Below are 21,798 nucleotides of genomic sequence, written 5' to 3' on the forward strand. Positions count from 1 at the left end.
GGATTTGGGCGCCCGCGCCGGAGGTGGTTGGCTTCGCCGTGACGAGCGATCACAACTGCTGGAGGAACACCCATGGCGCAGGTCGAGGCCACCACGGAGCGGATCATCGCGGCCGACGCGGAAACCGTGTTCGACGCGCTGGCGGACTACACCGGGACCCGGGCGAAGCTGCTGCCCGAGCACTTCAGCGAGTACGAGGTGCGCGAGGGCGGCGACGGCGAGGGGACCCTGGTCCACTGGAAGCTCCAGGCCACCAGCAAGCGCGTGCGCGACTGCCTGCTGGAGGTCACCGAGCCCACCGACGGGCAGCTCGTGGAGAAGGACCGCAACTCCAGCATGGTCACCACCTGGGTGGTCACCCCGGCCGGCGAGGGCAGGTCCAAGGCCGTCGTCACCACGGTGTGGAACGGCGCCGGCGGCATCGGCGGCTTCTTCGAGCGCACCTTCGCGCCCAAGGGCCTCGGCCGAATCTACGACAGCGTGCTGGCCCGACTGGCCGAGGAAGTCGAGTCCTGAGCAAGGCCGTTGCCCGCCGCGCCCGCCGCGCGGCTCACCGGATCGGGTGGATTTCCGGTCCGGGGTGAGCCTCCGGTGGGCGGGTGCGGCCCGGGTCCGCCGCCGGACCGCCCGCGCGAGGCCGCCACCGCGCCGCATGGGCCGAGCGCCGAGTGGCATGCGCCCCCCTGCGCCGCCGCCCCCCCTGCGCCGCGCCCCCCCCTGCGCCGCGCGCCACCGCGCCGCGCCGCGCGCCACCGCGCCGCTCCGCGCGTTGCCCCCCTGCGCCGTGCGCCTGGCGCCGCCCCCCTGCGCCGAGTGGCGTGCGTCGGGCGGCGTGGGTCGGGCGGGATCCGGAAGGGACGCCCTAGGGTGGGAGACCTGCGTGCGCCGTCCGCGCCGCTCGCGACCCGACCGCCCGGGGGCCCGATGAAGATCCTCATCTCCGCCGACATGGAAGGCGCCACCGGCGTCACCTGGCCCGCCGACGTGCTGCCCGGGACCCCGCAGTGGGAGCGCTGCCGGTCGCTGTTCACCTCCGACGTGAACGCCGCCGTCCTCGGGTTCTACGACGGCGGCGCGGACCAGGTCCTCGTCAACGAGGCCCACTGGACCATGCGCAACCTCCTGCTGGAGCGGCTCGACGCCCGGACCGAGATGCTCACCGGCCGGCACAAGTCCCTCTCCATGGTCGAGGGCGTCCAGCACGGGGACGTGGACGGCATCGCCTTCGTCGGCTACCACACGGGGGCCGGCAGCGAGGGCGTCCTCGCCCACACCTACCTCGCCAACTCCCTCACCGGGGTCTGGCTCAACGGCGCGCGGGCGAGCGAGGGCCTCCTCAACGCCCACGTCGTCGCCGAGTACGGGGTGCCGGTCGTCCTGGTCACCGGCGACGACCTGACCTGCGTGGACGCGGCGGGCTACGCCCCGGACGCGGTGACCGTCGCGGTGAAGGACCACGTCTCGCGCTACGCCGCCGTGTGCCGCACCCCCGCCCGCACCGCCGCCGACATCAGGTCCGCCGCCAAGGAGGCCACGGCCCTGGCGGTCCGCCACGAGCCGGTCGCCGGCGGACCCTTCTCGATGGAGCTGGAGTTCGACGCCGAGCACCTCGCGATGACCGCCACGGTCGTCCCCGGCGTCGAACGGTGCGGGGAGCGCCGGGTCGCGTACGGCAGCGAGACCATGTACGAGGGGATCCGCACGTTCAAGGCGGTCACGACGGTCGTCTCGGCAGCCGTGGAGGAGCAGTATGGCTGACATGCCCGCAGTCGCCCCGGGGGCCCGCCCCCAGGCCCCGGCCCGCCCCCAGGCCCCGGCCCGGACCCCGGTCCCGCCACCGGCCCCCCGCGCGGAATCCGCTCCCGACGGGGCCGAGGTCCCCGCCGTGGACCGGACCGCGCTCGACGAGGCCGTCGCCTTCACCTCCGACCTCATCCGCATCGACACCACCAACCGGGGCGGTGGCGACTGCCGCGAGCGCCCCGCCGCCGAGTACGTGGCCGAGCGGCTCGCCGCCGCCGGCCTGGAGCCGGTCCTGCTGGAGCGGACCCCCGGCCGCACCAACGTGGTGGCCCGTGTCGAGGGCACCGACCCGACCGCGGCGGCCCTCCTGGTGCACGGCCACCTCGACGTGGTGCCGGCCGACGCCGCCGGGTGGAGCGTCGACCCGTTCTCCGGCGAGGTCCGGGACGGCGTGGTCTGGGGCCGCGGCGCCGTCGACATGAAGAACACGGACGCGATGGTGCTGGCCGTCGTACGGGCCTGGGCGCGGGCCGGCGTACGGCCCCGGCGGGACATCGTGATCGCCTTCACGGCCGACGAGGAGGACAGCGCGGTCGACGGCTCGGGCTTCCTCGCCGACCACCATCCGCGGCTGTTCGAGGGCTGTACGGAGGGCATCGGCGAGTCCGGCGCCTTCACCGTGCACATCGGCCCCGGCCGCTACCTCTACCCCATCGCCGCCGGTGAACGCGGCACCGCCTGGCTGAAGCTGACCGCGCACGGCACCGCGGGACACGGCTCCAAGCCCAACCGGGCCAATGCCGTCAGCCGCCTAGCCGCCGCCGTGGCGCGGATCGGGGAGTACCGGTGGCCGGTGCGGCTCACCGCCACCGTCGCCGCCTGCATCACCGAACTCGCGCGCTCCCAGGGCCGGTCGGTGGACCCGCACGCTCCGGACTTCGACCTCGACGCGGCGCTCGCCGAACTGGGCCCGGCCGCCGACCTGGTGGCGGCGACCGTCCGCAACAGCGCCAACCCCACGATGTTCAGTGCCGGTTACAAGGTGAACGTGATCCCCGGGCAGGCCACCGCCTATGTGGACGGGCGGATGCTGCCGGGCGGTGAGGCGGAGTTCGCCGCCGCTCTGGACGCCCTCACCGGTCCCGACGTGCGGTGGGAGTTCCACCACCGCGAGGTGGCGCTCGAAGCCCCCGTCGACGGGCGGACCTACGCCGTCCTGCGCGAGTCCGTCGAGCGGTTCGATCCCGGCGGGCACGTGGTGCCGTTCTGCATGGCGGGGGGCACCGACGCCAAGCAGTTCTCCCGGCTCGGCATCACCGGCTACGGCTTCTCCCCGCTCAAGCTTCCGCCCGGTTTCGACTACTGGTCCCTCTTCCACGGCGTGGACGAGCGGGTCCCCGTGGACGCCCTGCACTTCGGCGTCCGGGTCCTCGACCACGCGCTGCGGACGCTGTGAGGAGGCCCCGGTGACCGCCGCCGCGACCCTGCCCTACGGGAGTTGGCCCTCGCCCATCGACGCCGCCCTCGCCGCCTCGCTCGACGGGCGGCCCGAGTACGTCGGCGCCGTCGGGTCCGAGGTGTGGTGGACCGAACCCCGCCCGGACGAGGGCGGCCGCCGGGCCCTGGTCCGCCACCCCGTCGACGGGGGGCCCGAGACCACCGTGCTCCCCGCGCCGTGGAACGTGCGCAGCCGCTTCACGGAGTACGGCGGCACCCCCTGGACCGGCGCGCCGCGCCCCGGGGGCGGCCCCCTGCTGGTCTTCGTCCACTTCGCCGACCAGCGGCTGTACGCGTACGAACCGGACGCCCCCGGCGGCGCCGGACCGAGGCCCCTGACGCCCCTCTCCGGGATCGGCGGCGGGCTGCGCTGGGCCGACCCGGTCCTGCGCGGCGGCGAGGTCTGGTGCGTGATGGAGGAGTTCACCGGCCCCGCGCCCACTGACGTACGGCGCTGCCTGGCCGCCGTACCGCTGGACGGGTCGGCGGCCGACGACCGCGCCGCGGTACGGGAGCTGACGGACGACCGGCACCGTTTCAGCACCGGGCCGAGGCTGTCCCCGGACGGGCGGTACGCCGCCCGGCTGGTGTGGGACCACCCCAGGATGCCCTGGGACGGCACCGAGCTCGTGCTGGCCGACATCACCGGCGACGGTGCGCTGACCGGGGCCCGGACGGTGCTCGGCGGTCCCGGAGAATCCGTCGCCCAGGTGGAGTGGACGGTGGGCGGGGCGCTCCTCGCCGTCAGCGACCGGAGCGGCTGGTGGAACCCGTACCGGGTGGACCCGCGGAGCGGTGGGGCGGTCGAACTGTGCCCACGTGAGGAGGAGTTCGGCGGCCCGCTGTGGAAACCGGGACTGCGCTGGCTCGCGCCGATCCCCGGCGACACCTCCACGGCCGGGGGCACGGGACTCGTCGCCGTCCTGCACGGCCGGGGCTCCGCGGTGCTCGGCGTCCTGGACCCCGAGAGCGGGGACCTGGTGGACGCGGCGGGCCCGTGGACGGCCTGGCAGCCGACCCTCGCCGTGTGCGGCACCCGCGTCTACGGGGTCGCGGCCAGCCCGCGCAGCGCGTACGAGGTGGTGGAACTGGACACCGCGACCGGGCACGCCCGCGCCGTCGGCGCGCAGGCGTCGGACCGGGTGGACCCGGCCCACTACCCGGAGCCCCAGAGCCGGACCTTCCACGGCCCCGACCGCCGCGAGATCCACGCCCACGTCTACCCGCCGCACCACCCCGCCTGCCGGGCCGCCGCCGACGAACTGCCCCCGTACGTGGTGTGGGCGCACGGCGGCCCCACCGATCACGTGCCGCCCGTGCTCGACCTGCACATCGCGTACTTCACCTCGCGCGGCATCGGCGTGGTCGAGGTCAACTACGGCGGCTCCACCGGTTACGGGAGGGCCTACCGGGAGCGGCTGCGCGAGCAGTGGGGCGTGGTGGACGTGGAGGACTGCGCGGCGGTCGCCCGGGCGCTGGCCGCCGAGGGCACCGCCGACCCGGACCGGCTCGCCATCCGGGGCGCCAGCGCCGGCGGTTGGACCGCGGCCGCCTCGCTGGCCGCCACCGACCTGTACGCCTGCGCCACGATCAGCTACCCGGTCCTTGACCTGCGCGGCTTCGCCGAGGAGACGCACGACCTGGAGTCCCACTACATCGACGGCCTCGCCGGGCCGCCGCAGACCCTCGCCGTACGCTGCCGCGAACGCTCCCCGGTGGCCCGCGCCGACCGGATCACGGCGCCGTTCCTCCTGCTCCAGGGGCTGGACGACGCGGTCTGCCCGCCCGCCCAGGCGGAGCGGCTGCTGGCCGCACTGCGCGGGCGCCCGGTCCCGCACGCCTACGTGGCCTTCGAGGGTGAGGGGCACGGCTTTCGGCGGGCCCGGACCATGGTCCGGGCGCTGGAGGCGGAACTGTCCCTCTACGCGCAGGTCTTCGGGATCGAGCGGACCGACATCCCCCGCCTGGCCCTGTCCGACTGAGAACACCCGCCCGACGACCGGGTTCCGGCCGCGGAACCCGCGGTTGACGGTGTCGCTGTACGCCGCCCCGCTGATCGCGGCCGTCCTCGGCGGGCCGTGCGGGGGCCTACTCGGCGCGGCGGCGCAGGTGGCGGGTCCGGTCGCCGGTGCGCAGCCACACCCGCAGCGGGCCGAGCGGGGCGAATCCGTGCCGCAGCGCCGCGTCCAGGTCGTCACCCGACTCGTAGCCGACCACGTCCGCGTCCGGCCACAGCGCCGTGACCCGCGCGAGGACCGCCGCCCACACGGCGTCCGCCCGCTCCTCCTCGTCGGTGAAGAGGTTGGACACGCCGACGACGCCGCTGCCGAGACTGCCTACGGCCCCCGCGACGATCCGGCCCCCGGAGCGGCCCGCGAGGAAGGCGATGTCCTCGCGCAGGAGCTCCGGCCGGAACAGGCCGGTGCTCTCCTCGCCGCCCCAGGCGGCCTCCCAGGCCTCCAGCTCCGCCGGGGAGCCGACCCGCGACCACACCAGGTCCTCGTCCCCGCCGTCCCCGCCGTCCCCGCCGTCGGCGGCGGCCGGGACCGGGGCGCCGGCCGGGCGGTGGATCCACTGCGCCTCGACGATCACCTCGAAGCCGTCGCCGTCCAGGTCCAGACGCGCGAAGCTGTCCTTCACGGAGCAGCCGGAACCGTCCGTGTCGATGCCGAGGAGCACGCCCTCGGCCGACACGGACGCGTCCAGCGTGATGGCGTCCGGGTAGAGCGGCGGCGTCCGCTCGGCGCTCGCCCACACCGCGGCCCCGTCCCCGAAGCCCCCCGGCAGACCGTGCGCCGCGCATACGGCGTGGCACCAGCCGGCGTTGTTGAGCACGGCGCGGCGCAGCCGCGCGTCGATGTCGTCAATGATCACGCCGGTGATCGTGCCACACGGTCTAACCTGGGGCGATGACTTTTCCGACCTACCTCCGGGAAGGGCCGAGGGTGGGCATTCGGCCTCCGCGGACCGCCGACGGGCCCGAGTTCACCGCCCGCGTGCGCGAGAGCCGCGAGATGCACCGGCCCTGGCTGTTCCCGCCCGCCACCCCGCGGGAGTACGAGCCCTGGGCGGCCCGGCTGACCGAGGGGGCCGGGCGCGCCGGGTTCCTCGTCTGCGAGCTCGCCACCGGCGCCGTCGCCGGCTTCGTGAACGTCAACAACATCGTCCGCGGCGCCTTCGAGTGCGGCGCCCTCGGCTACGGCGCCTTCGCACACGCCGCCGGCCGCGGACTGATGGGCGAGGGCCTCGGGCTGGTCCTCGACCACGCCTTCGCCCCGGAGCCGCACGGCCTCGGGCTGCACCGGCTGGAGGCCAACATCCAGCCGGGGAACGCCGCCTCGATCGGGCTCGTGGGAGCGCACGGCTTCCGCATGGAGGGCCTCTCCCCGGACTTCCTCCACGTCGACGGTGCGTGGCGGGACCACGAACGCTGGGCCCTGACGGCCGAGATGCGGGCCCCGCGGGGGGCGCGTCGCACAGGATGAGGGCACGGTCGGGCGCGGGCCCGCGGGTCAGGCGCGGCACAGGACCTCGCCGTTCAGGACCGAGAACCAGGCGTCGGGGTCCGCGCCCCAGGCCCGCCAGGCCGCGGCGGCGGCCGTCAGTTCCGTTTCGGTCGCGTGGCCGCCCCGGACGGCGATGTCCGCGTACCCGGAGGCCGTCGTACGGTCCGCCCAGAGCCGTGACCACCAGGAGACCTCCTCCGGGGTCGCGAAGCACCAGGCCGTGGCCGAGGAGGCCACCTCGGTGAAGCCCGCGCCGCGGGCCCATGTCCGCAGCCGGCGCCCGGCGTCCGGTTCGCCTCCGTTGGCGCGCGCGACCCGCCGGTACAGACCCAGCCATTCGTCCAGGCCCGGGGCGGCCGGGTACCAGGTCATCGCCGCGTAGTCGGCGTCCCGCGCCGCCACGATCCCGCCCGGCCGGCACACCCGGCGCATCTCGCCCAGGGCCCGCACCGGGTCTGCGACGTGCTGCAGCACCTGGTGGGCGTGGACCACGTCGAAGGAGTCGTCCGGGAAGTCCAGGGCATGGACGTCCGCGGCGGCGAACTCCACCGCGGTCAGGCCGCGCTCCGCCGCGTACGCCCGGGCCCGCTCGACGACCTCCGGCGCGGCGTCGACGGCCGTGACCCGGCCGCCCGGCGCGACGAGCTCCGCCAGGTCGGCGGTGATCGTGCCGGGGCCGCAGCCCACGTCCAGCACCGACATCCCCGGCCGCAGCTCCCCGATCAGGTAGGCGGCGGAGTTCTCGGCCGTCCGCCACCGGTGCGAGCGCAGCACCGACTCGTGGTGTCCGTGCGTGTAGACGGCGCTCCCGGCGTTCATGACCCGGCCCTGTTTCATGGAACGGCCCTCCTCTTCGAAGTGGTGCTCCCACCGTAGGACGTCCGACCGCCATACGAGACAGGCGTATTGACATGTGGACACCCTCCTTTCCCGCCATGGTGAGGGGGCGGGAAGGTGGCAGGGTCGTACGGCGCGGAGGAGAGTGAGCAGCGGGGGCGACCCGACGCGGAGGACGGTGGGAGCCATGCCGGACACGCTGCTCGAACGGCACGCCGAGGCGCTGCGGCTCTTCGGGGACCGGGTGCGCTCCGTGGCGCCGGACCAGTGGGACGCGCCGACCCCCTGCTCGCAGTGGTCCGTGCGCCAGGTGGTCAACCACGTGACCGGGGAGCAGCTGTGGATACCGCCGCTGGTCACCGAGGGCCGGACAGCCGAGGAACTCGGCGACGCCTTCTCCGGCGACGTCCTGGGCGAGGACCCGGCCGCCGCCTTCGACCGTGCCTCGGCCGCCGCGATGGCCGCCTTCGCCGCTCCGGGGGCGCTCGACCGGACCGTCCGGCTCTCGTACGGTCCCGCGCTCGGATCGGCGTACTGCTCGGAGCTGACCGCCGACTGCGTGGTGCACACCTGGGACCTCTCGCGGGGCATCGGCGCGGACGACCGACTGCCCGACGGCCTCGTCGGGTTCTCCCTCGACGAAGTCATGCCGTACGCGGACGGGCTCGCGGCCGGCGGCATGTACGCGCCTCCGGTGGACGTGCCCGCGGGAGCGGACGCGCAGACCAGGCTGCTCGGGCTGCTCGGCAGGCGGGGATGACCGGACAGCGGGCGTACCGTTCCAAATAATCGTATAAAGGGCAGACGAGGCAGACGAGGAGCCGGGCGGGCGCGGTCCCGGTCACCGGCGCCGGCGGCGCGGGCGCGGCCACGGGGACGGCGGGCGCAGCGGAGCGGGCACACACGGCGGGACGGATGCGGAAGGCGGGGAAGCGGTGGCGGGGATGCAGCGAGCGGTGGCGGAGGGCCGCGGCCCGGTCCGGTACGGGCCGCCCGCGCCCCAGCCGGGCCTGCCCGTGCTGCCCGAACTCGTCTCGGTCCTCGCCTCGGCCGCCGACCGCTCCGCGCCCGAGCCCCCGGGTGGCGGAGAGGCCGTCCGCGAGGCCGCCTGCCGGCACTGGGGACGGCGCGGGCTCGCCACCGCCCCCGAGTGCGTGGCCGCCGGCCCCGGCGCCCCCGCGCTGCTGCTGGCACTGCTCGGCGCGTTCGGCGGCGACGTCATGCTGCCCCGGCCCTGTCCCGCTTGGTGGACGCCGCAGGTCCGGCTGCTGGGAGGGCGGGCGTACCACGTGCCGACCCCGGCCGAGTGCGGCGGCGTACCGGACCCGTACGCGCTGCTGGAGACCGTGGCCCGGGTACGGGCGGAGGGCGGCGATCCGCGGGTGCTCCTGCTCTCGGTGGCCGACGACCCCACGGCGACCGTGCCGCCGCCCGAGTTGCTGCGCGAGGCCTGCGAGGCGGCGGAGGCCGCGGGGCTGTTCGTGGTCAGCGACGAGAGCTGGCGCGACACCGTGCACCGGCCGCGCGACACCCTGGTCCTCAGCCCGGCCGAAATGCTGCCCGACCGCGCCGCCGTCCTGCTCGACCTGGCCGGAGCGCTGCTGCCCGCCGGCTGGCCGGCCGCCGTGCTGCGCTTCCCCGACACCCCGCGCGGTACGTGGTTGCGCGCCCGCACCCTCGACGTGCTCACCGCCACCGGCGCCCTGGTCGCGGGGCCCGTCGCCGGGGCCGCCGCGCACGCCCTCGACGAACCGGACGCCGTCGCCGGACGCGCCCGCGCGGCCGCCGCCCTGCACGGGGCGGTCGCCGCCGCCGCGCACCGCGAACTCCTCGCGGTCGGCGCCCTCTCCCGGCCCCCGCAGGCCGGCCGCCACCTCTACGCCGACCTGACCCCGCTGCGCGCCGGACTGGCCCGGCACGGAGTCGGCGACGCCATGGAGCTGGAGGACTGGCTCGGCGCCCGCTTGGGCGCGCCGACACCGGGCGGACAGCGGTTCGCGGACGAACTGGGGGCGCTGCGCGTCAGGTTGTCGACCGGCCCGCTGCTGGGCGCCACCCCGGAGGAGCGGCTGGCCGCCCTGACCGCCCGTGACCCGCTCGGGCTCCCGCACGTACGGCGTTCCCTGGACCACCTCCGCTCGGTCCTGGCCGAGCTGACCCGGCCGGCCTGACCACCCGCCCGCCTTCCCGATCCGACGCGCGGTGAACGGAGACTTCTCGATGTGGGACCAGACGGACGCCCCCGCCGCCGAGGGGAAGGCCCAGCCACCCGTCGCCCGCCGGCCCGCACCCCGGCCGGAGCGGCCGGAGCAGCCAGAGCGCTCGGAGCAGCCGGAGCGGTCGCAGACGCGCCCCGCCGCGCCGCGCCCCCTCGGCGAGCACCGCCGCTGGCCGCGCTCCTTCGCCGACCGGCTGACCACCCCGCTGCCCGGCGTCCGCGCCTTCGCCCGGCTGGCCCGCGAGGGAGCCTTCCGGCCGGGCCCCGAAGGGCTGCGCGGCATCCCCGACCTGCCGTTCGAACCCGCCCCGCTGCCCGCCTCCGCCCCCGGCTCGGTCTCCGTCACCTGGGCCGGGCACGCCAGCTGGGTGCTCCGGACCGGCGGCCTGACCGTGCTGACCGACCCGGTGTGGTCCCGACGAATCCTCGGGACCCCGAGCCGGATGACCCCCGTCGGGGTCCGCTGGGAGGACCTGCCGGCCGTGGACGCGGTGGTGATCAGCCACAACCACTACGACCACCTCGACGTACCCACCCTCAAGCGGCTGCCCCGGCACACGGCCCTCTTCGTCCCGGCCGGTCTCGCCCGCTGGTGCCGCCGCCGGGGCTTCACCCGCGTCACCGAGCTGGACTGGTGGGAGGCGGCCGAACTGGACGGTGTCCGCTTCGAGTTCGTACCGGCCCACCACTGGTCCAAGCGGTCCCTGACCGACACCTGCCGGTCCTTGTGGGGCGGCTGGGTCCTCACCGACACCCGCAGCCCGGAGCCGCGGCGGCTCTACTTCGCGGGGGACACGGGCTACGGCCACTGGTTCGCCGAGATCGGCCGCCGCCACCCCGGCATCGACCTGGCCCTGCTGCCGATCGGCGCCTACGCCCCCCGCTGGTGGCTCAGCGACGTCCACGCCGACCCGGAGGAGGCCGTCCAGGCCTGCCTGGACCTCGGCGCCCGCCGGATGGCCCCCATGCACTGGGCCACCTTCGTGCTGTCCGCCGAACCGGTGCTGGAACCCCTCCAGCGGGTCCTGGCTGCCTGGAGCCGGGCCGGCCTCCCGCGCGACCACCTCTGGGACCTTCCCATCGGCGCCTCCCGCACCCTGCCCGTCCCGGACACCGCTCCCTAGCGCCGTGACCGGCCGCGCACTAGTGGTGCCAGGCCTTGCCGCCCGTGTTGTGGATGAGGCGCTGGAGCACCTTGAGGGTGGTGAGGTACTCCTCGTCCGTGATGCCCTCGTGGCGCTCGGCCCACAACCGGCCCTGCAGGGCGGCCGCTTCTCCGTAGAAGCGCCTGCCCTCGGGAGTGAGCGTGAGGTTCCGGGCGTCGTCCTGGTCGATCCAGCCCCGGGCGATCGCGGTGTCGATCTCCTCGGCGATCGCCTCCTCGCCCGTGGCCAGGTAGCCCCGCAGGGTCTCGACCACCTCGTCCCGGCCCTGGCCGCGGCCCTCCGGGGCCAGGGCGACCCGGGCGAGCACCCACCACTGCGGCTGGGTGGTGCCGATCCCGGCGAGGGCGCCCCGGGTACGGCTGACGACCGCGTCGTAGGCGGCCCAGGTCCAGTAACCGACGGGCTGCCGGATCAGTTCGGCGTCGCTGTGCGAGTACTCCATGGTGATGGTGCTCCGTTCGCTCGTGACATCGTCCGACATCCGCGTCCGACATCCCAGAGCCTAGGAACTGAACCGCACTTGAGGTCCAGTGGGAATTTTTCAGCGCGGCCGGATCCGGCGCCACAGCGCCGGGCCCGCGCTGATCAGCACGGTCAGCCCCACCGCCACTGCCACGCCCTTCCAGGGCTCGGCGAACAGCGAACCGCCCAGGATTCCGATGAGGCCGTACGTCGCCGCCCAGGCCAGGCAGGCCGGGGCGGCGCCGCGGGCGAACCGGCGCAGCGGCATCCGCGCCAGCAGGCAGGCCAGCATCACCGGGATGCGGCCCGCCGGAACCAGCCGGGAGAGCACCAGGATTCGTACGCCGTGCTCGTCGAGCTTCGTCCGCGCCCGCTCCAGCCGCTCGGGAGTGGCCCGGCCGCGCAGCGTCGCCGGCCACCGCGAGCCGTTCCGCGAGCCGTTCCGCGAGCCGACCCCGCGCTGCCCGAGCCAGTACAGGGCGAGGTCCCCGGCGAACGCGGCCACCGCCGCGACCGCGACCACCAGCGCCACCCCCCAGGGCAGCGACTGGTGGTGGAACGCCACCACCGCCGCCGAACTCACCAGCGCCCCCGTCGGGATCACCGGCACCAGCGCGCCCAGCGCCACCAGGACGAACAGCGCCGGGTAGCCCACCGCCTGCTGGGTGGTCTCCGGCGGCACCCGGCCGGCCGCCGCGAGCGCGTCGCACCAGGTCACGGCAGTCGCACCCGCTCGCCGTGCGCGGGTACCCGTACCGTCACCTTCGGTGCGAGCCGCCGCGCCGCTCGCTCGAACTCCGCGCCCGGGGCGTGGAATTCGTGCGGCCGCACCGCGTCCATGCCGATCGGCCAGAACGTGCCGTAGTGCACAGGGACAGCCGCTGCCGGGGCCAGCTCGGCCAGTGCCACCGCCGCACGCCCCGCGTCCAGGTGTCCCGGACCCAGGCACGGGCCCCAGCCGCCGACCGGCAGCAGTGCCACGTCCACCGGACCGACCTCCCGGGCCATCGCGTCGAACAGCCCCGTGTCCCCGGCGAAGTACGTGCGCGCCGCGCCCTCGACCACGTACCCCAGGGCCGGGGCCAGGGCCGGACCGAACGGCAACCGCCGTCCGTCGTGCCGGGCGCTGACCGCCCGCACCCGTACCCCGTTCCGTACGCCGACCACGTCGCCCGGCGCCACCTCCGTCACCGCCAGCCGGCGCGCGCCCGCGATCCGGGCCAGCCCCGGCACCGCCCGGCGGGCACCTCGGGGCACCAGCAGCCGGGTGCCGGGCGCGAGCCGGGCCAGCGACGGCAGGTGCAGGTGGTCGGCGTGCAGGTGCGAGACCAGCACCGCGTCCGCCACGGCCGCCGCGGGCGGGGGCGGCGCCCCGCGCCGCCGTCGCAGGTGCGCCAGCCTCCGGGTGAACAGCGGGTCCGTCAGCAGCCGCACCCCGGAGTCCTCGACGGTGCACGTGGCGTGCCCCCACCAGGTGATCTCCACGGGCATCGGGGCCGCCTCTCCTGCCGTCTCGCTCACGAGCCTAGTGCTGCGGCCGGGAGGCCCACAGCACTGGAGCCTGCCCCGTCCGCGCGTCCGGAACCGGATGCCGTCGTTCCGTCCTCCCGGGCGGCGGATCGGAGTAGGGTCGGGCCGCATGGAAGCGCTGCGCGTGGCCGCGATCGCCAGCCTGGCCCCGCTCGAAGACCTGGACGTCGACCCGTTCGCCGTGGACACCCGGAGCCAGCACGCCGTGTGCGCGCGCTGGGCCGCCGACCGGGGCTACGTCGTGACGCGCCACCTGCTGGGCTACGGGCTCCGTCCCGACCACTGCGGGCTCTGGTCCGACATCGACGACGGGCAGGTGGACCTCTTCGTCGCCGCCAACCACCGGGTGCTGACCCGGGCCCTGCGCTCCGTCGAGGAGTTCACGGCCGAGTGCGAGCGGCGCGGCGTACGGCTGGAGACGGCGGGGCACGAGGAGCCGCCGTACACCTCCGCGATGAAGGCGGAAGTGCACCGGCGCCTCTCCATGCCCACCGCCGGCTACGACGGCACCTGAGCCCCGACCGGCCGCGGCCGGGGACGTCCGCGCGGCCCGACCACCGGTCCCGCCCGGCCCCGGCCGCCCGCCCGTGCGCCCCCCGTGCCGCCCGGCCCGGCCCGCACCGCTGTGCGAGCCTGGGGGGACGGGGCGGGGGCGCGCGGGCGGGTCGCGGGCCGGAGCGGTGAGGCGGGTGCGGCGTGTTGCGAGGGCGGTGGCGGAGCGCGGGCAGTGCCCTGGTACGGGTGGTCCTCGTATGGGCGGTGTCCACCCTCACGATGCTCGTACTGGCCGGCATCCTGCCGGATTTCCGGCTGCAGTCCGGTGCCGGCGCCGGCGCCGGCGACAGCGTCACGCGGATCGGGCTGACCGCCGCCTGGGGCGCCGGGGCCTTCGGCCTGCTGAGCGCACTGGTCTGGCCGGTCCTGGTGCGGGCCCTGCTGCTGGTGCCCGCCCTCGTACTCGGCCTGCTGGTCTTCTTCCTCAACGGCTCGCTGCTGCTGATCGCGCTCAGCCTGATCCCGGCCGGGCGGGGTGAGGTGGCCCCGGAGACCGCCGTCGTGGTGGCCGCCGTGATGTCGGCGGTGGCCTCGGCGACGTCGACCGCACTCGCGGTGCGCGACGACGAGGCCTATAGGCGCCGGCTCTACCGGCTCGCCGACCGCCGCCGCCGGCAGCGGCGCGCGGGCGCGCCCGGCCGCGACGTGGCGGCGCCCGGCCTGATCGTCCTCCAGCTCGACGGGGTCGGCCACGAGGTGCTGCGCCACGCGGCGGCCCGGGGCCTCATGCCCGCGGTCGCCGACTGGCTGGACCGCAGCCACCGCCTCGTGTCCTGGCGCACCGACTGGTCCAGCCAGACCGGCGCCAGCCAGCTCGGCATCCTGCACGGCTCCACCTTCGACGTGCCCGCCTTCCGCTGGTACGAGAAGGACACCGGCGAGGTGGTGGTCTGCAACCGCCCCACCAGCGCCGCCGAGCTCCAGCGGCGCGCCGTGGCGCGCACCGGGGACGGGGGGCTGCTCACGCTCGACGGGGCCAGCCGGGGCAACCTGTTCAGCGGCGGCGCGGACCAGCTGGCGCTCGTCCTGTCCGTCTCGGCCCGGCGCGGCCGGGCGAACCGGTCCCGCGCGGGGTACTTCGCGTACTTCTCCGATCCGGCCAACGCCGTCCGCACCACGCTGTCCTTCGTCGCAGAGGCGGGCCGCGAGGTCGGCCAGTCGCTGCGGGCGCGGCTGCGCGACGACAGGCCGAGGGTGGCGCGCGGCGGGCTCTACCCGGTGATCCGGGCCTTCGCCACCGTCGTCGAGCGGGACGTGGTGGTGGCGGCGGTGATCGGCGACATGCTCGCCGGGCGCACCGCCGTCTACGCCGACCTGGTCGCCTACGACGAGGTGGCGCACCACTCCGGTCCGCGCGGCAGGGACACCGACCAGGTCCTCGCCCGCCTCGACCGCAGCCTCGCGCTGATCGCCCGGGTCGCCGAGCACGCACCCCGGCAGTACCGGATCGTGCTGCTCTCCGACCACGGGCAGAGCGCGGGGGAGACCTTCCTGAGCCGGTACGGCCTGACCCTGAAGAACCTGGTCCGGGCGGGCTGCGGACTCCCGGTGCCGCGCCGGGCCGGCCGCACCCGCAGCGGCGCCGAGGCCCGGGCGGCGTTCCTGGCGGCTCTGCACCGGCCGGTCGAGGAGGGGGAGGAGGCTCACCCCGGGCCCGGTTCGGACCCGGTGGTCCTCGCCTCGGGCAACCTCGCCCTGATCTCCTTTCCCGACCAGCCGGGCCGGGCCACCCGCGCGTGGATCGAGCGGGCGCACCCCGCCCTGCTGCCGACCCTCGCCAACCACCCGGGGGTCGGCTTCCTGCTGGTGGACGGGGAGGTACTGGGTCCGGGCGGAGCGGTGGCGCGCCTCGACGTCCCGGGCGAGGCGGAGGAGATGCTGGCGCGCTTCGGACCGGGCGCGGCCGAGGCGGTCCGCCGTACCGACGGCTTCCCGCACGTCGCCGACGTCATGGTGAACTCGGCGTACGACCCGGACACGGGCGCCGTCCACGCCTTCGAGGAGCAGATCGGCTCGCACGGCGGGCTCGGCGGGGAGCAGGGGCACGCGTTCCTCATGTGGCCGGTGGAGCTGTCCGAGCCGGCCGCCGACCTGGTGGGCGCGGAGGCCGTGCACGGCGTCCTGAGGCGCTGGCTCCGGGAGGCGCGGGGTCCGCAGGTGCCCCTGAAGAATCCCCGGCCGGAGCGCGCAGCAGGCGGAATCTTTCCTTCCACGGAGGGTTCCGTACGGGACGAAACCCGCTGATTTTGCACCGTCCGCCCGGTGGTCAACCATGGGTTGACCTGCCCACCATGTGAGACGCTCCGAGGCCCACCCCCGATGACCAGCACCGCAGCCCTGCCCGCCGAGGCACCCGCAGCCCCCGGACCTCCGGAAGCCGCCGAGCCCGGCCCGCAGGGCGACCGGCACGCCCGGAGGTTCGGGCTGCCCGTCGCCACCTGCCTGGTCATGGGCAACATCATCGGCGGCGGCATCTTCCTCCTGCCCGCCTCGGTCGCCCCCTTCGGCACCATCAGCCTCGTCGCCTTCGGCGTGCTCACCCTCGGAGCCGTCGCCCTCGCCCTGGTCTTCGGACGCCTCGCGCGGAGGCACCCGCAGACCGGCGGCCCGTACGTCTACGCGCGCGCCGCCTTCGGCGACTTCGCCGGCTTCCTCGCGGCCTGGAGCTACTGGATCACCACCTGGGTCTCCAACGCGGCGCTGGCCGTCGCCGCCGTCGGCTACCTGAGCGTGCTCTTCCCCGCCGTCGGGGAGCGCAAGTGGTCCATGTGCCTGGCCGCGCTCGCCGTGCAGTGGCTCCCGGCGCTCGCGAACCTGGCCGGCACCCGCTGGGTCGGGGCCGTCCAACTCGTCTCCACCGTGCTGAAGTTCGCCCCGCTGCTGCTCGTCGCCGTGGGCGGGCTGTTCTTCTTCGATCCGGCCAACCTCGGCCCCTTCCGGGCCACCGAGCAGAGCGCCGTCGGCGCCGTCTCGGCCGCCGCGGCGATCCTGCTGTTCAGCTACCTGGGCGTAGAGTCCGCGGCGGTCAGCGCCGGCGAGGTCCGCGACCCGGCCCGCAACGTCGGACGGGCCACCGTCCTGGGCACGGCCGGCGCCGCCGCCGTCTACCTCCTGGGCACCCTCGCCGTCTTCGGGCTGGTCCCCCACGACCGGCTCGTCGACTCGCGGGCCCCCTTCACCGACGCCGTCGACGCCATGTTCGGCGGCACCTGGGGCGGCACGGTCGTCGCCTGCGCCGCCGTCGTCTCGATGGCCGGCGCGCTCAACGGATGGACCCTGCTCAGCGCGCAGACCCCGTACGCCGCCGCCAGGGACGGACTCTTCCCCAAGGTCTTCGAGACGCGCAGGCGCGGCGTCCCGGTCGTCGGCGTGCTGGTGACCGTCGTTCTGGCCTCGGCGCTGACGCTCTACAACTACACGGCGGGCCCGGAAGGGGTCTTCGAGGTCCTGGTCCTGGTCACCACCTTCACGGCGACCGTCCCCTACCTGCTCTCCACCGCCGCGCAGGTCTACTTCCTGCTCTCGGGCCGGTCCGAGCGCGTCCACCGGGGCCGGCTGGTCCGCGACGCCGCACTGGCCGGACTGGCCTTCGCCTTCTCGATGTGGCTCGTGGCCGGTTCCGGCTACGCGGCGGTCTACCAGGGCCTGCTGTTCCTGTTCGCGGGCGTGCTCGTGTACGCCGTCATGGCGGCCCGCCGGGCCCGGCGGGCCGCGGACGCCGGCGCCGCCTGAGGCCGCCCGCAGGCCGGTGCGCGCGGACCGGCCCGGGGGCGCCAGCTCGAAGGCATCGGCCCGGGGGCGTCGGCCCGGGGCGTCGGCTCGGGGCGTCGGCTCGGGGCATCGGCTCGGGGCATCGGCCCGGAGGCCTCGGCCCGGGGCGTCCCTTCACCCGGTTGGCCACACCCCGGATGCCGTCCCTCCGGCCGCGGGGCAGGCTGTGGCCACTGACAGCCGCCACCGCACAGACGAGGACCGCGCCATGACCCACCGCCGGCGTATCGGCGTCATGACCGGGGCAGCAGCACTGCTGTTGACCGCCACCGCCTGCTCGGGTCTGGGCCGGAGCACGGTGGGCATGCTCAGCTTCCGGGGCCACGACTCACCGGTCGAGGTGACCTACAGCAACACCCTGGTGCGGGGCTGCCACCGCATCGGCGTGCCCAAGGGCGCCACCCACGTCGAGAACAACACCCTCGTCGACATCGTCCTGTACCGCACCGCGAACTGCGAGCGGGGCGAGCGCGACGAGGGCATCTACGTCGCCACCACCCTCTCGAACGTGACGGCCCCCGCCAGCCTGCCCTGGCGCAGCTACCGGGTCATCCACTGACCCCGCAGCAGGCAGGTCGATCCCCGGCTGGAGGTCCCTCCTCGGGCGGGAGGTAGCGGCCCACGCGCGGGACGTCCGGGGTCGAGGCCTGGCGGCATCGCGGTCGGCGAGGGACTTCCCGCCCGGGGCGCCGGTCCCGATGATCACGGACGGCTGGTGCGACACCCTGCGGATCCGGCGCGAGCACGCCTGTCCGTTCCGCAGGGCGCCTCCCTGCCGTTCACGCCCCGGGGGCCGGTCTTCCGACCGGCCCGAGGCTCCCGACGGACGCTCTAGTCGAGGTAGTCGCGCAGCACCTGCGAACGCGACGGGTGGCGCAGCTTCGACATGGTCTTGGACTCGATCTGGCGGATGCGCTCACGGGTGACCCCGTACACCCGCCCGATCTCGTCCAGGGTCTTCGGCTGGCCGTCGTTGAGGCCGTAGCGCATGGAGACCACGCCCGCCTCGCGCTCGGACAGGGTGCCCAGGATGGACTGGAGCTGCTCCTGGAGGAAGGTGAAGCTCACGGCGTCCGCCGGGACCACGGCCTCGGAGTCCTCGATGAGGTCACCGAACTCGCTGTCGCCCTCCTCACCCAGGGGGGTGTGCAGGGAGATCGGCTCGCGGCCGTACTTCTGGACCTCGATGACCTTCTCCGGGGTCATGTCGAGTTCCTTGCCCAGCTCCTCCGGAGTGGGCTCGCGGCCGAGGTCCTGGAGCATCTGGCGCTGCACGCGGGCGAGCTTGTTGATGATCTCGACCATGTGGACGGGGATGCGGATGGTGCGCGACTGGTCGGCCATGGCGCGCGTGATCGCCTGCCGGATCCACCAGGTCGCGTACGTGGAGAACTTGAAGCCCTTGGTGTAGTCGAACTTCTCCACGGCGCGGATCAGGCCGACGTTGCCCTCCTGGATCAGGTCCAGGAAGAGCATGCCGCGGCCGGTGTAGCGCTTGGCGAGCGAGACCACGAGGCGGAGGTTGGCCTCCAGCAGGTGGTTCTTCGCGCGTCGGCCGTCCTCGACGAGGATCTCCAGCTCGCGCTTGAAGGCGGGCTTGTGGTCCTCCTCCTCTTCGAGCTTGTACTCGGAGAACAGGCCCGCCTCGATGCGCTTGGCGAGCTCGACCTCCTGCTCGGCGTTGAGGAGGGGCACCTTGCCGATGAGCTTGAGGTAGTCCTTGACCGGGTCGGCGGTGGCGCCGGCCACCATGACCGTCTGCGCGGGGGCGTCGTCCTCGTCGTCGTCGGACAGCACGAAGCCCTGGGTGCCGCCGGCCTTCGGGGTCTCCTCCTCGGCCTCGTCGGCGAGGTCCTCGGCCGCCCAGTCCTCGCCCACGGCCACGGGGGTCTCGCCCTCGTCGGCGTCCTTGGCGCTGGTCTTCTTCGCCGCGGTCTTCTTGGTGGCGGTCTTCTTCGCGGCGGTCTTCTTGACCGTCCGCTTCTTCGGCTCGGCGGCGACCTCGGCCGACGCCTCGTCCGCGGGGGCGGGTGACGTCGGAGCGGATATCGCCGTGGCGGTGGCCGGGACGGTCGCCGCGGTCTTGCGCGCGCCGATGGGCCGGGGCGCCGCGACCGCCTTCTTGGTCACGGCGCGGGCCGGGGCGGCGGCGGCCTTGCGGGGCTTCTTGGCGGCAGCCTTGGTGGCGGGGGCCGCGCTGACGTGAAGGGCGACACCCTCCTCGTCGAGAACCTGGTTCAGGCTGCGCAGGACCCGCTTCCACTGGTCCACCGGGATGCGTCCGGCCTCGAAGGCCTGACGCACGTCGTCGCCGTTGATGTGACCCTGCTCGCGGCCGCGCTCGACGAGCGTGACGAGGGCCTCCGATTCGGCGATCTCCGGAGGGAACGTACGGGACGGGCTGAGCGACACAAGGAGCCTCTCGTTGCGAACAAAAATAAGGGGTGGGCGGGCCATCATCGCGCGAACTCGGGAAACAGACCCGAGGGGGGTCTGTATTCCGGGCCGCGCGAGGACACCTGTCGGTTCATCGCATGCCCGAGTCGATTCGTTACGCGCTGAATTGAGTGACCTGCGCCACGCTGTGGCCGCGCAACCGATCCGGCGTGGTTCCGTCCGCCCTCCCCGTCAGCCCGTTTTGCGGGCCTCGATGAGGAAGCGGGCGGTGTGCGCGACGAACGGGCCTTCGCGTTCGATCTGCTCGTGCAGCTCGCGCAACCGGTCCCGGTACTGCCCGACCGTGAAGCCGGGCACCATCCAGATCACCTTCCGCAGAAAGTAGATCACGGCTCCGATGTCGTGGAACTCCGTACGCAGTCGTTCGGAGCGCAGTTCGACGACTTCCAGGCCCGCCCGCGCGGCCGCGGCGACCGCGTCGTCGGGGTGCCGGTCCCGCCGGACGTCCTGCGGCTGCGGCCCGAGGAAGTACTCGACGAGCTCGAAGACGCTTGCCGGACCGACCTGCTGGGAGAGGTAGGCGCCGCCCGGTTCCAGCACCCGGGCGATCTCGTCCCACCAGATGGTCACCGGGTGCCGACTGGTGACCAGCTCGAAGGCCTCGTCGCCGAAGGGCAGCGGCGGCTCGTCGGTGTCCGCCACCACGACCGCGCCGAGCGGGTGCAGCAGCCGGGTCGCCCTGTCGATGTTCGGCGGCCAGGACTCGGTGGCCACCGTCAAGGGCGGCAGCGGCCCGGCCCCCGCCAGGACCTCGCCCCCGCCGGTCTGGACGTCGAGGACGGACCGCACCGCGGCCAGACGCCGACGCAGGAGCCCCTGGTAGCCCCACGAGGGCCGCTGCTCGGTGGCCCGGCCGTCGAGCCAGGAGAAGTCCCAGCCGTCCACGGAGACCGACTCGGCCTCGGCGACGAGATGGTCGAAAGTACGCGTCATGGAGCGATCGTCCCAGGTCGGGCGCCCGCCTTCCACCGGACAAGTCGACTACAGTGGCCGTGGGCCGTGACTGGCGTTCGGGTGGATCACCACCGGGGAGCGGCCCGGCGCCCGGCGTACCTCCGTGCGTCGACTGCCGCGCGCCTGGGCGAACCGCGATCCGTGATCCGCGATCCGCTGCGACGTTCAGGAGACCCCGTGACGACTGCCACCGCCCGACTGATGGACGGCACCGCCCTCGCCCGCCGCATCTCGGAGCAGACCGCCGCCCACGCGGCGAAGATCACCGAGCGCACCGGTACCGCGCCCTGCCTGGCGACGGTGCTCGTCGGCGAGGACCCCGCCTCGGTGACCTACGTGCGCATGAAGCAGAACCGCTGCGCCAAGGCCGGGATCACCTCCCGCCACGTGGAGCTGCCGGCCGCGACCACCACCGAGGAGCTGGTGGCCACCCTCACCGAGCTCTCCGAGGACCCCGCGATCAGCGGCATCCTGCTCCAGCACCCGGTCCCGCACCACATCGACGAGCGCGCCGCGTTCGAGGCCATCGCCCCGGGCAAGGACGTCGACGGGGTCACCATGCACTCCTTCGCCGCCATGGGCTTCGGGCTGCCGGGCTTCGTCTCCTGCACCCCCGGCGGCATCATGCGCCTGCTGGAGGCCTACGACGTCGACCTGACCGGCAAGCACGCCGTGGTCGTCGGCCGCAGCGCGATCCTCGGCAAGCCGGCCGGGATGCTGCTGCTGGAGAAGAACGCCACCGTCACCTACTGCCACTCGCGCACCGTCGACCTGCCCTCGATCGTGCGCCAGGCGGATGTGCTCGTGGCCGCCGTGGGCAAGGCCGAGTTCATCCGGGGCGAGGACATCAAGCCGGGCGCCGTGGTCCTGGACGCCGGCTACAACGAGGGCAACGTCGGCGACGTCCACTTCGAGTCCGCCGCCGCCCGCGCCTCGCTGATCACCCCGGTCCCGGGCGGCGTGGGCCCGATGACCATCGCCGTCCTGCTGGAGCAGACCGTCCAGGCGGCCGCCGCGCAGGCCGACCTGGACCTCGCGCACCTCTGACCTCCACCGCGTCACGCACCCTCACCGCGAGAATCGCCCCGAGCCCCCCGTGGCC

General features: G+C 74.8%; 20 protein-coding genes and 1 riboswitch. Of the genes, 13 read left to right on the plus strand and 7 right to left on the minus strand.

Features of this window, described 5'->3' with window-relative positions; all coding sequences use genetic code 11:
- Window positions 1-72: 72 nt before the first annotated feature.
- The 4 genes from ACWFQ8_RS04990 (at window position 73) to ACWFQ8_RS05005 (ending at window position 5,222) form a co-directional block, all read left to right on the plus strand.
- Window positions 73-516: an SRPBCC family protein gene (locus ACWFQ8_RS04990; protein WP_453784781.1), complete on the plus strand. Its 444-nt coding sequence runs from the start codon at window positions 73-75 to the stop codon at window positions 514-516.
- A gap of 408 nt (window positions 517-924) precedes the next feature.
- Window positions 925-1,758, plus strand: coding sequence for a M55 family metallopeptidase (locus tag ACWFQ8_RS04995; RefSeq protein WP_453784782.1), 834 nt, complete (start codon window positions 925-927; stop codon window positions 1,756-1,758).
- 1 nt (window position 1,759) lies between these two features.
- Window positions 1,760-3,199 carry a M20/M25/M40 family metallo-hydrolase gene (locus tag ACWFQ8_RS05000; protein ID WP_453784783.1) on the plus strand — a complete coding sequence of 480 codons (1,440 nt, stop codon included), beginning with the start codon at window positions 1,760-1,762 and terminating at the stop codon, window positions 3,197-3,199.
- 10 nt (window positions 3,200-3,209) lie between these two features.
- On the plus strand, window positions 3,210-5,222 hold the full coding sequence (locus tag ACWFQ8_RS05005) for a S9 family peptidase (RefSeq protein ID WP_453784784.1): 2,013 nt from the start codon (window positions 3,210-3,212) through the stop codon (window positions 5,220-5,222).
- A 106-nt stretch (window positions 5,223-5,328) separates the two neighbouring features.
- Here ACWFQ8_RS05005 and ACWFQ8_RS05010 read toward each other — a convergent pair whose 3' ends face one another.
- Window positions 5,329-6,114, minus strand: a complete 786-nt coding sequence (locus ACWFQ8_RS05010) for a hypothetical protein (RefSeq protein WP_453784785.1) — start codon at window positions 6,112-6,114, stop codon at window positions 5,329-5,331.
- A gap of 35 nt (window positions 6,115-6,149) precedes the next feature.
- Between ACWFQ8_RS05010 and ACWFQ8_RS05015 the strand changes: the two genes are divergently transcribed.
- Window positions 6,150-6,725: a GNAT family N-acetyltransferase gene (locus ACWFQ8_RS05015; RefSeq protein WP_453784786.1), complete on the plus strand. Its 576-nt coding sequence runs from the start codon at window positions 6,150-6,152 to the stop codon at window positions 6,723-6,725.
- A gap of 27 nt (window positions 6,726-6,752) precedes the next feature.
- Here the strand turns inward: ACWFQ8_RS05015 and ACWFQ8_RS05020 are convergent, their stop codons facing one another.
- Complete coding sequence (locus ACWFQ8_RS05020) at window positions 6,753-7,565, minus strand: methyltransferase domain-containing protein (protein ID WP_453784877.1); 813 nt, start codon at window positions 7,563-7,565, stop codon at window positions 6,753-6,755.
- Window positions 7,566-7,770: 205 nt separating this feature from the next.
- On the opposite strand from ACWFQ8_RS05020, the gene ACWFQ8_RS05025 reads away from it, so the two are divergent.
- The 3 genes from ACWFQ8_RS05025 (at window position 7,771) to ACWFQ8_RS05035 (ending at window position 10,925) form a co-directional block, all read left to right on the plus strand.
- The gene (locus tag ACWFQ8_RS05025; RefSeq protein WP_453784787.1) at window positions 7,771-8,343 is read left to right on the plus strand and encodes a TIGR03086 family metal-binding protein; all 573 of its coding nucleotides are present in this window, start codon (window positions 7,771-7,773) and stop codon (window positions 8,341-8,343) included.
- A 184-nt stretch (window positions 8,344-8,527) separates the two neighbouring features.
- Complete coding sequence (locus ACWFQ8_RS05030; protein WP_453784788.1) at window positions 8,528-9,754, plus strand: aminotransferase class I/II-fold pyridoxal phosphate-dependent enzyme; 1,227 nt, start codon at window positions 8,528-8,530, stop codon at window positions 9,752-9,754.
- Between the two features lie 49 nt (window positions 9,755-9,803).
- Complete coding sequence (locus ACWFQ8_RS05035; protein ID WP_453784789.1) at window positions 9,804-10,925, plus strand: MBL fold metallo-hydrolase; 1,122 nt, start codon at window positions 9,804-9,806, stop codon at window positions 10,923-10,925.
- Window positions 10,926-10,944: 19 nt separating this feature from the next.
- Here the strand turns inward: ACWFQ8_RS05035 and ACWFQ8_RS05040 are convergent, their stop codons facing one another.
- The 3 genes from ACWFQ8_RS05040 to ACWFQ8_RS05050 form a co-directional block, all read right to left on the minus strand.
- Window positions 10,945-11,409 (minus strand): MarR family winged helix-turn-helix transcriptional regulator, encoded by a 465-nt coding sequence (locus ACWFQ8_RS05040; RefSeq protein ID WP_453784878.1) that lies wholly within the window; start codon window positions 11,407-11,409, stop codon window positions 10,945-10,947.
- 99 nt (window positions 11,410-11,508) lie between these two features.
- Window positions 11,509-12,147: a DedA family protein gene (locus ACWFQ8_RS05045; protein WP_453784790.1), complete on the minus strand. Its 639-nt coding sequence runs from the start codon at window positions 12,145-12,147 to the stop codon at window positions 11,509-11,511.
- Complete coding sequence (locus tag ACWFQ8_RS05050; protein ID WP_453784879.1) at window positions 12,144-12,920, minus strand: MBL fold metallo-hydrolase; 777 nt, start codon at window positions 12,918-12,920, stop codon at window positions 12,144-12,146. The genes ACWFQ8_RS05045 and ACWFQ8_RS05050 overlap by 4 nt, the downstream gene beginning before the upstream one ends.
- A 148-nt stretch (window positions 12,921-13,068) precedes the next feature.
- Here ACWFQ8_RS05050 and ACWFQ8_RS05055 point away from each other — a divergent pair, with 148 nt between their 5' ends.
- From ACWFQ8_RS05055 to ACWFQ8_RS05070, 4 genes are all read left to right on the plus strand, one after another.
- The gene (locus ACWFQ8_RS05055; protein WP_453784791.1) at window positions 13,069-13,473 is read left to right on the plus strand and encodes a hypothetical protein; all 405 of its coding nucleotides are present in this window, start codon (window positions 13,069-13,071) and stop codon (window positions 13,471-13,473) included.
- A 182-nt stretch (window positions 13,474-13,655) separates the two neighbouring features.
- Window positions 13,656-15,758 carry a phage holin family protein gene (locus tag ACWFQ8_RS05060; protein WP_453784792.1) on the plus strand — a complete coding sequence of 701 codons (2,103 nt, stop codon included), beginning with the start codon at window positions 13,656-13,658 and terminating at the stop codon, window positions 15,756-15,758.
- Between the two features lie 75 nt (window positions 15,759-15,833).
- The gene (locus ACWFQ8_RS05065) at window positions 15,834-17,246 is read left to right on the plus strand and encodes an amino acid permease (RefSeq protein ID WP_453784793.1); all 1,413 of its coding nucleotides are present in this window, start codon (window positions 15,834-15,836) and stop codon (window positions 17,244-17,246) included.
- A gap of 247 nt (window positions 17,247-17,493) precedes the next feature.
- Entirely contained in the window at window positions 17,494-17,844 is a 351-nt protein-coding gene (locus ACWFQ8_RS05070; RefSeq protein ID WP_453784794.1) for a hypothetical protein, read from the plus strand.
- 272 nt (window positions 17,845-18,116) lie between these two features.
- Here the strand turns inward: ACWFQ8_RS05070 and ACWFQ8_RS05075 are convergent, their stop codons facing one another.
- Together ACWFQ8_RS05075 and ACWFQ8_RS05080 are read right to left on the minus strand one after the other, a co-directional pair.
- Complete coding sequence (locus tag ACWFQ8_RS05075) at window positions 18,117-19,697, minus strand: RNA polymerase sigma factor (protein ID WP_453784795.1); 1,581 nt, start codon at window positions 19,695-19,697, stop codon at window positions 18,117-18,119.
- A 216-nt stretch (window positions 19,698-19,913) separates the two neighbouring features.
- Window positions 19,914-20,675, minus strand: coding sequence for a methyltransferase domain-containing protein (locus ACWFQ8_RS05080; RefSeq protein ID WP_453784796.1), 762 nt, complete (start codon window positions 20,673-20,675; stop codon window positions 19,914-19,916).
- A 56-nt stretch (window positions 20,676-20,731) separates the two neighbouring features.
- Window positions 20,732-20,832: riboswitch (ZMP/ZTP riboswitch) on the plus strand.
- A gap of 65 nt (window positions 20,833-20,897) precedes the next feature.
- Here ACWFQ8_RS05080 and ACWFQ8_RS05085 point away from each other — a divergent pair.
- Complete coding sequence (locus ACWFQ8_RS05085) at window positions 20,898-21,743, plus strand: bifunctional 5,10-methylenetetrahydrofolate dehydrogenase/5,10-methenyltetrahydrofolate cyclohydrolase (protein ID WP_453784880.1); 846 nt, start codon at window positions 20,898-20,900, stop codon at window positions 21,741-21,743.
- Window positions 21,744-21,798: the final 55 nt, after the last annotated feature.

The sequence above is a fragment of the Streptomyces sp. NPDC055254 genome, assembly GCF_053606025.1.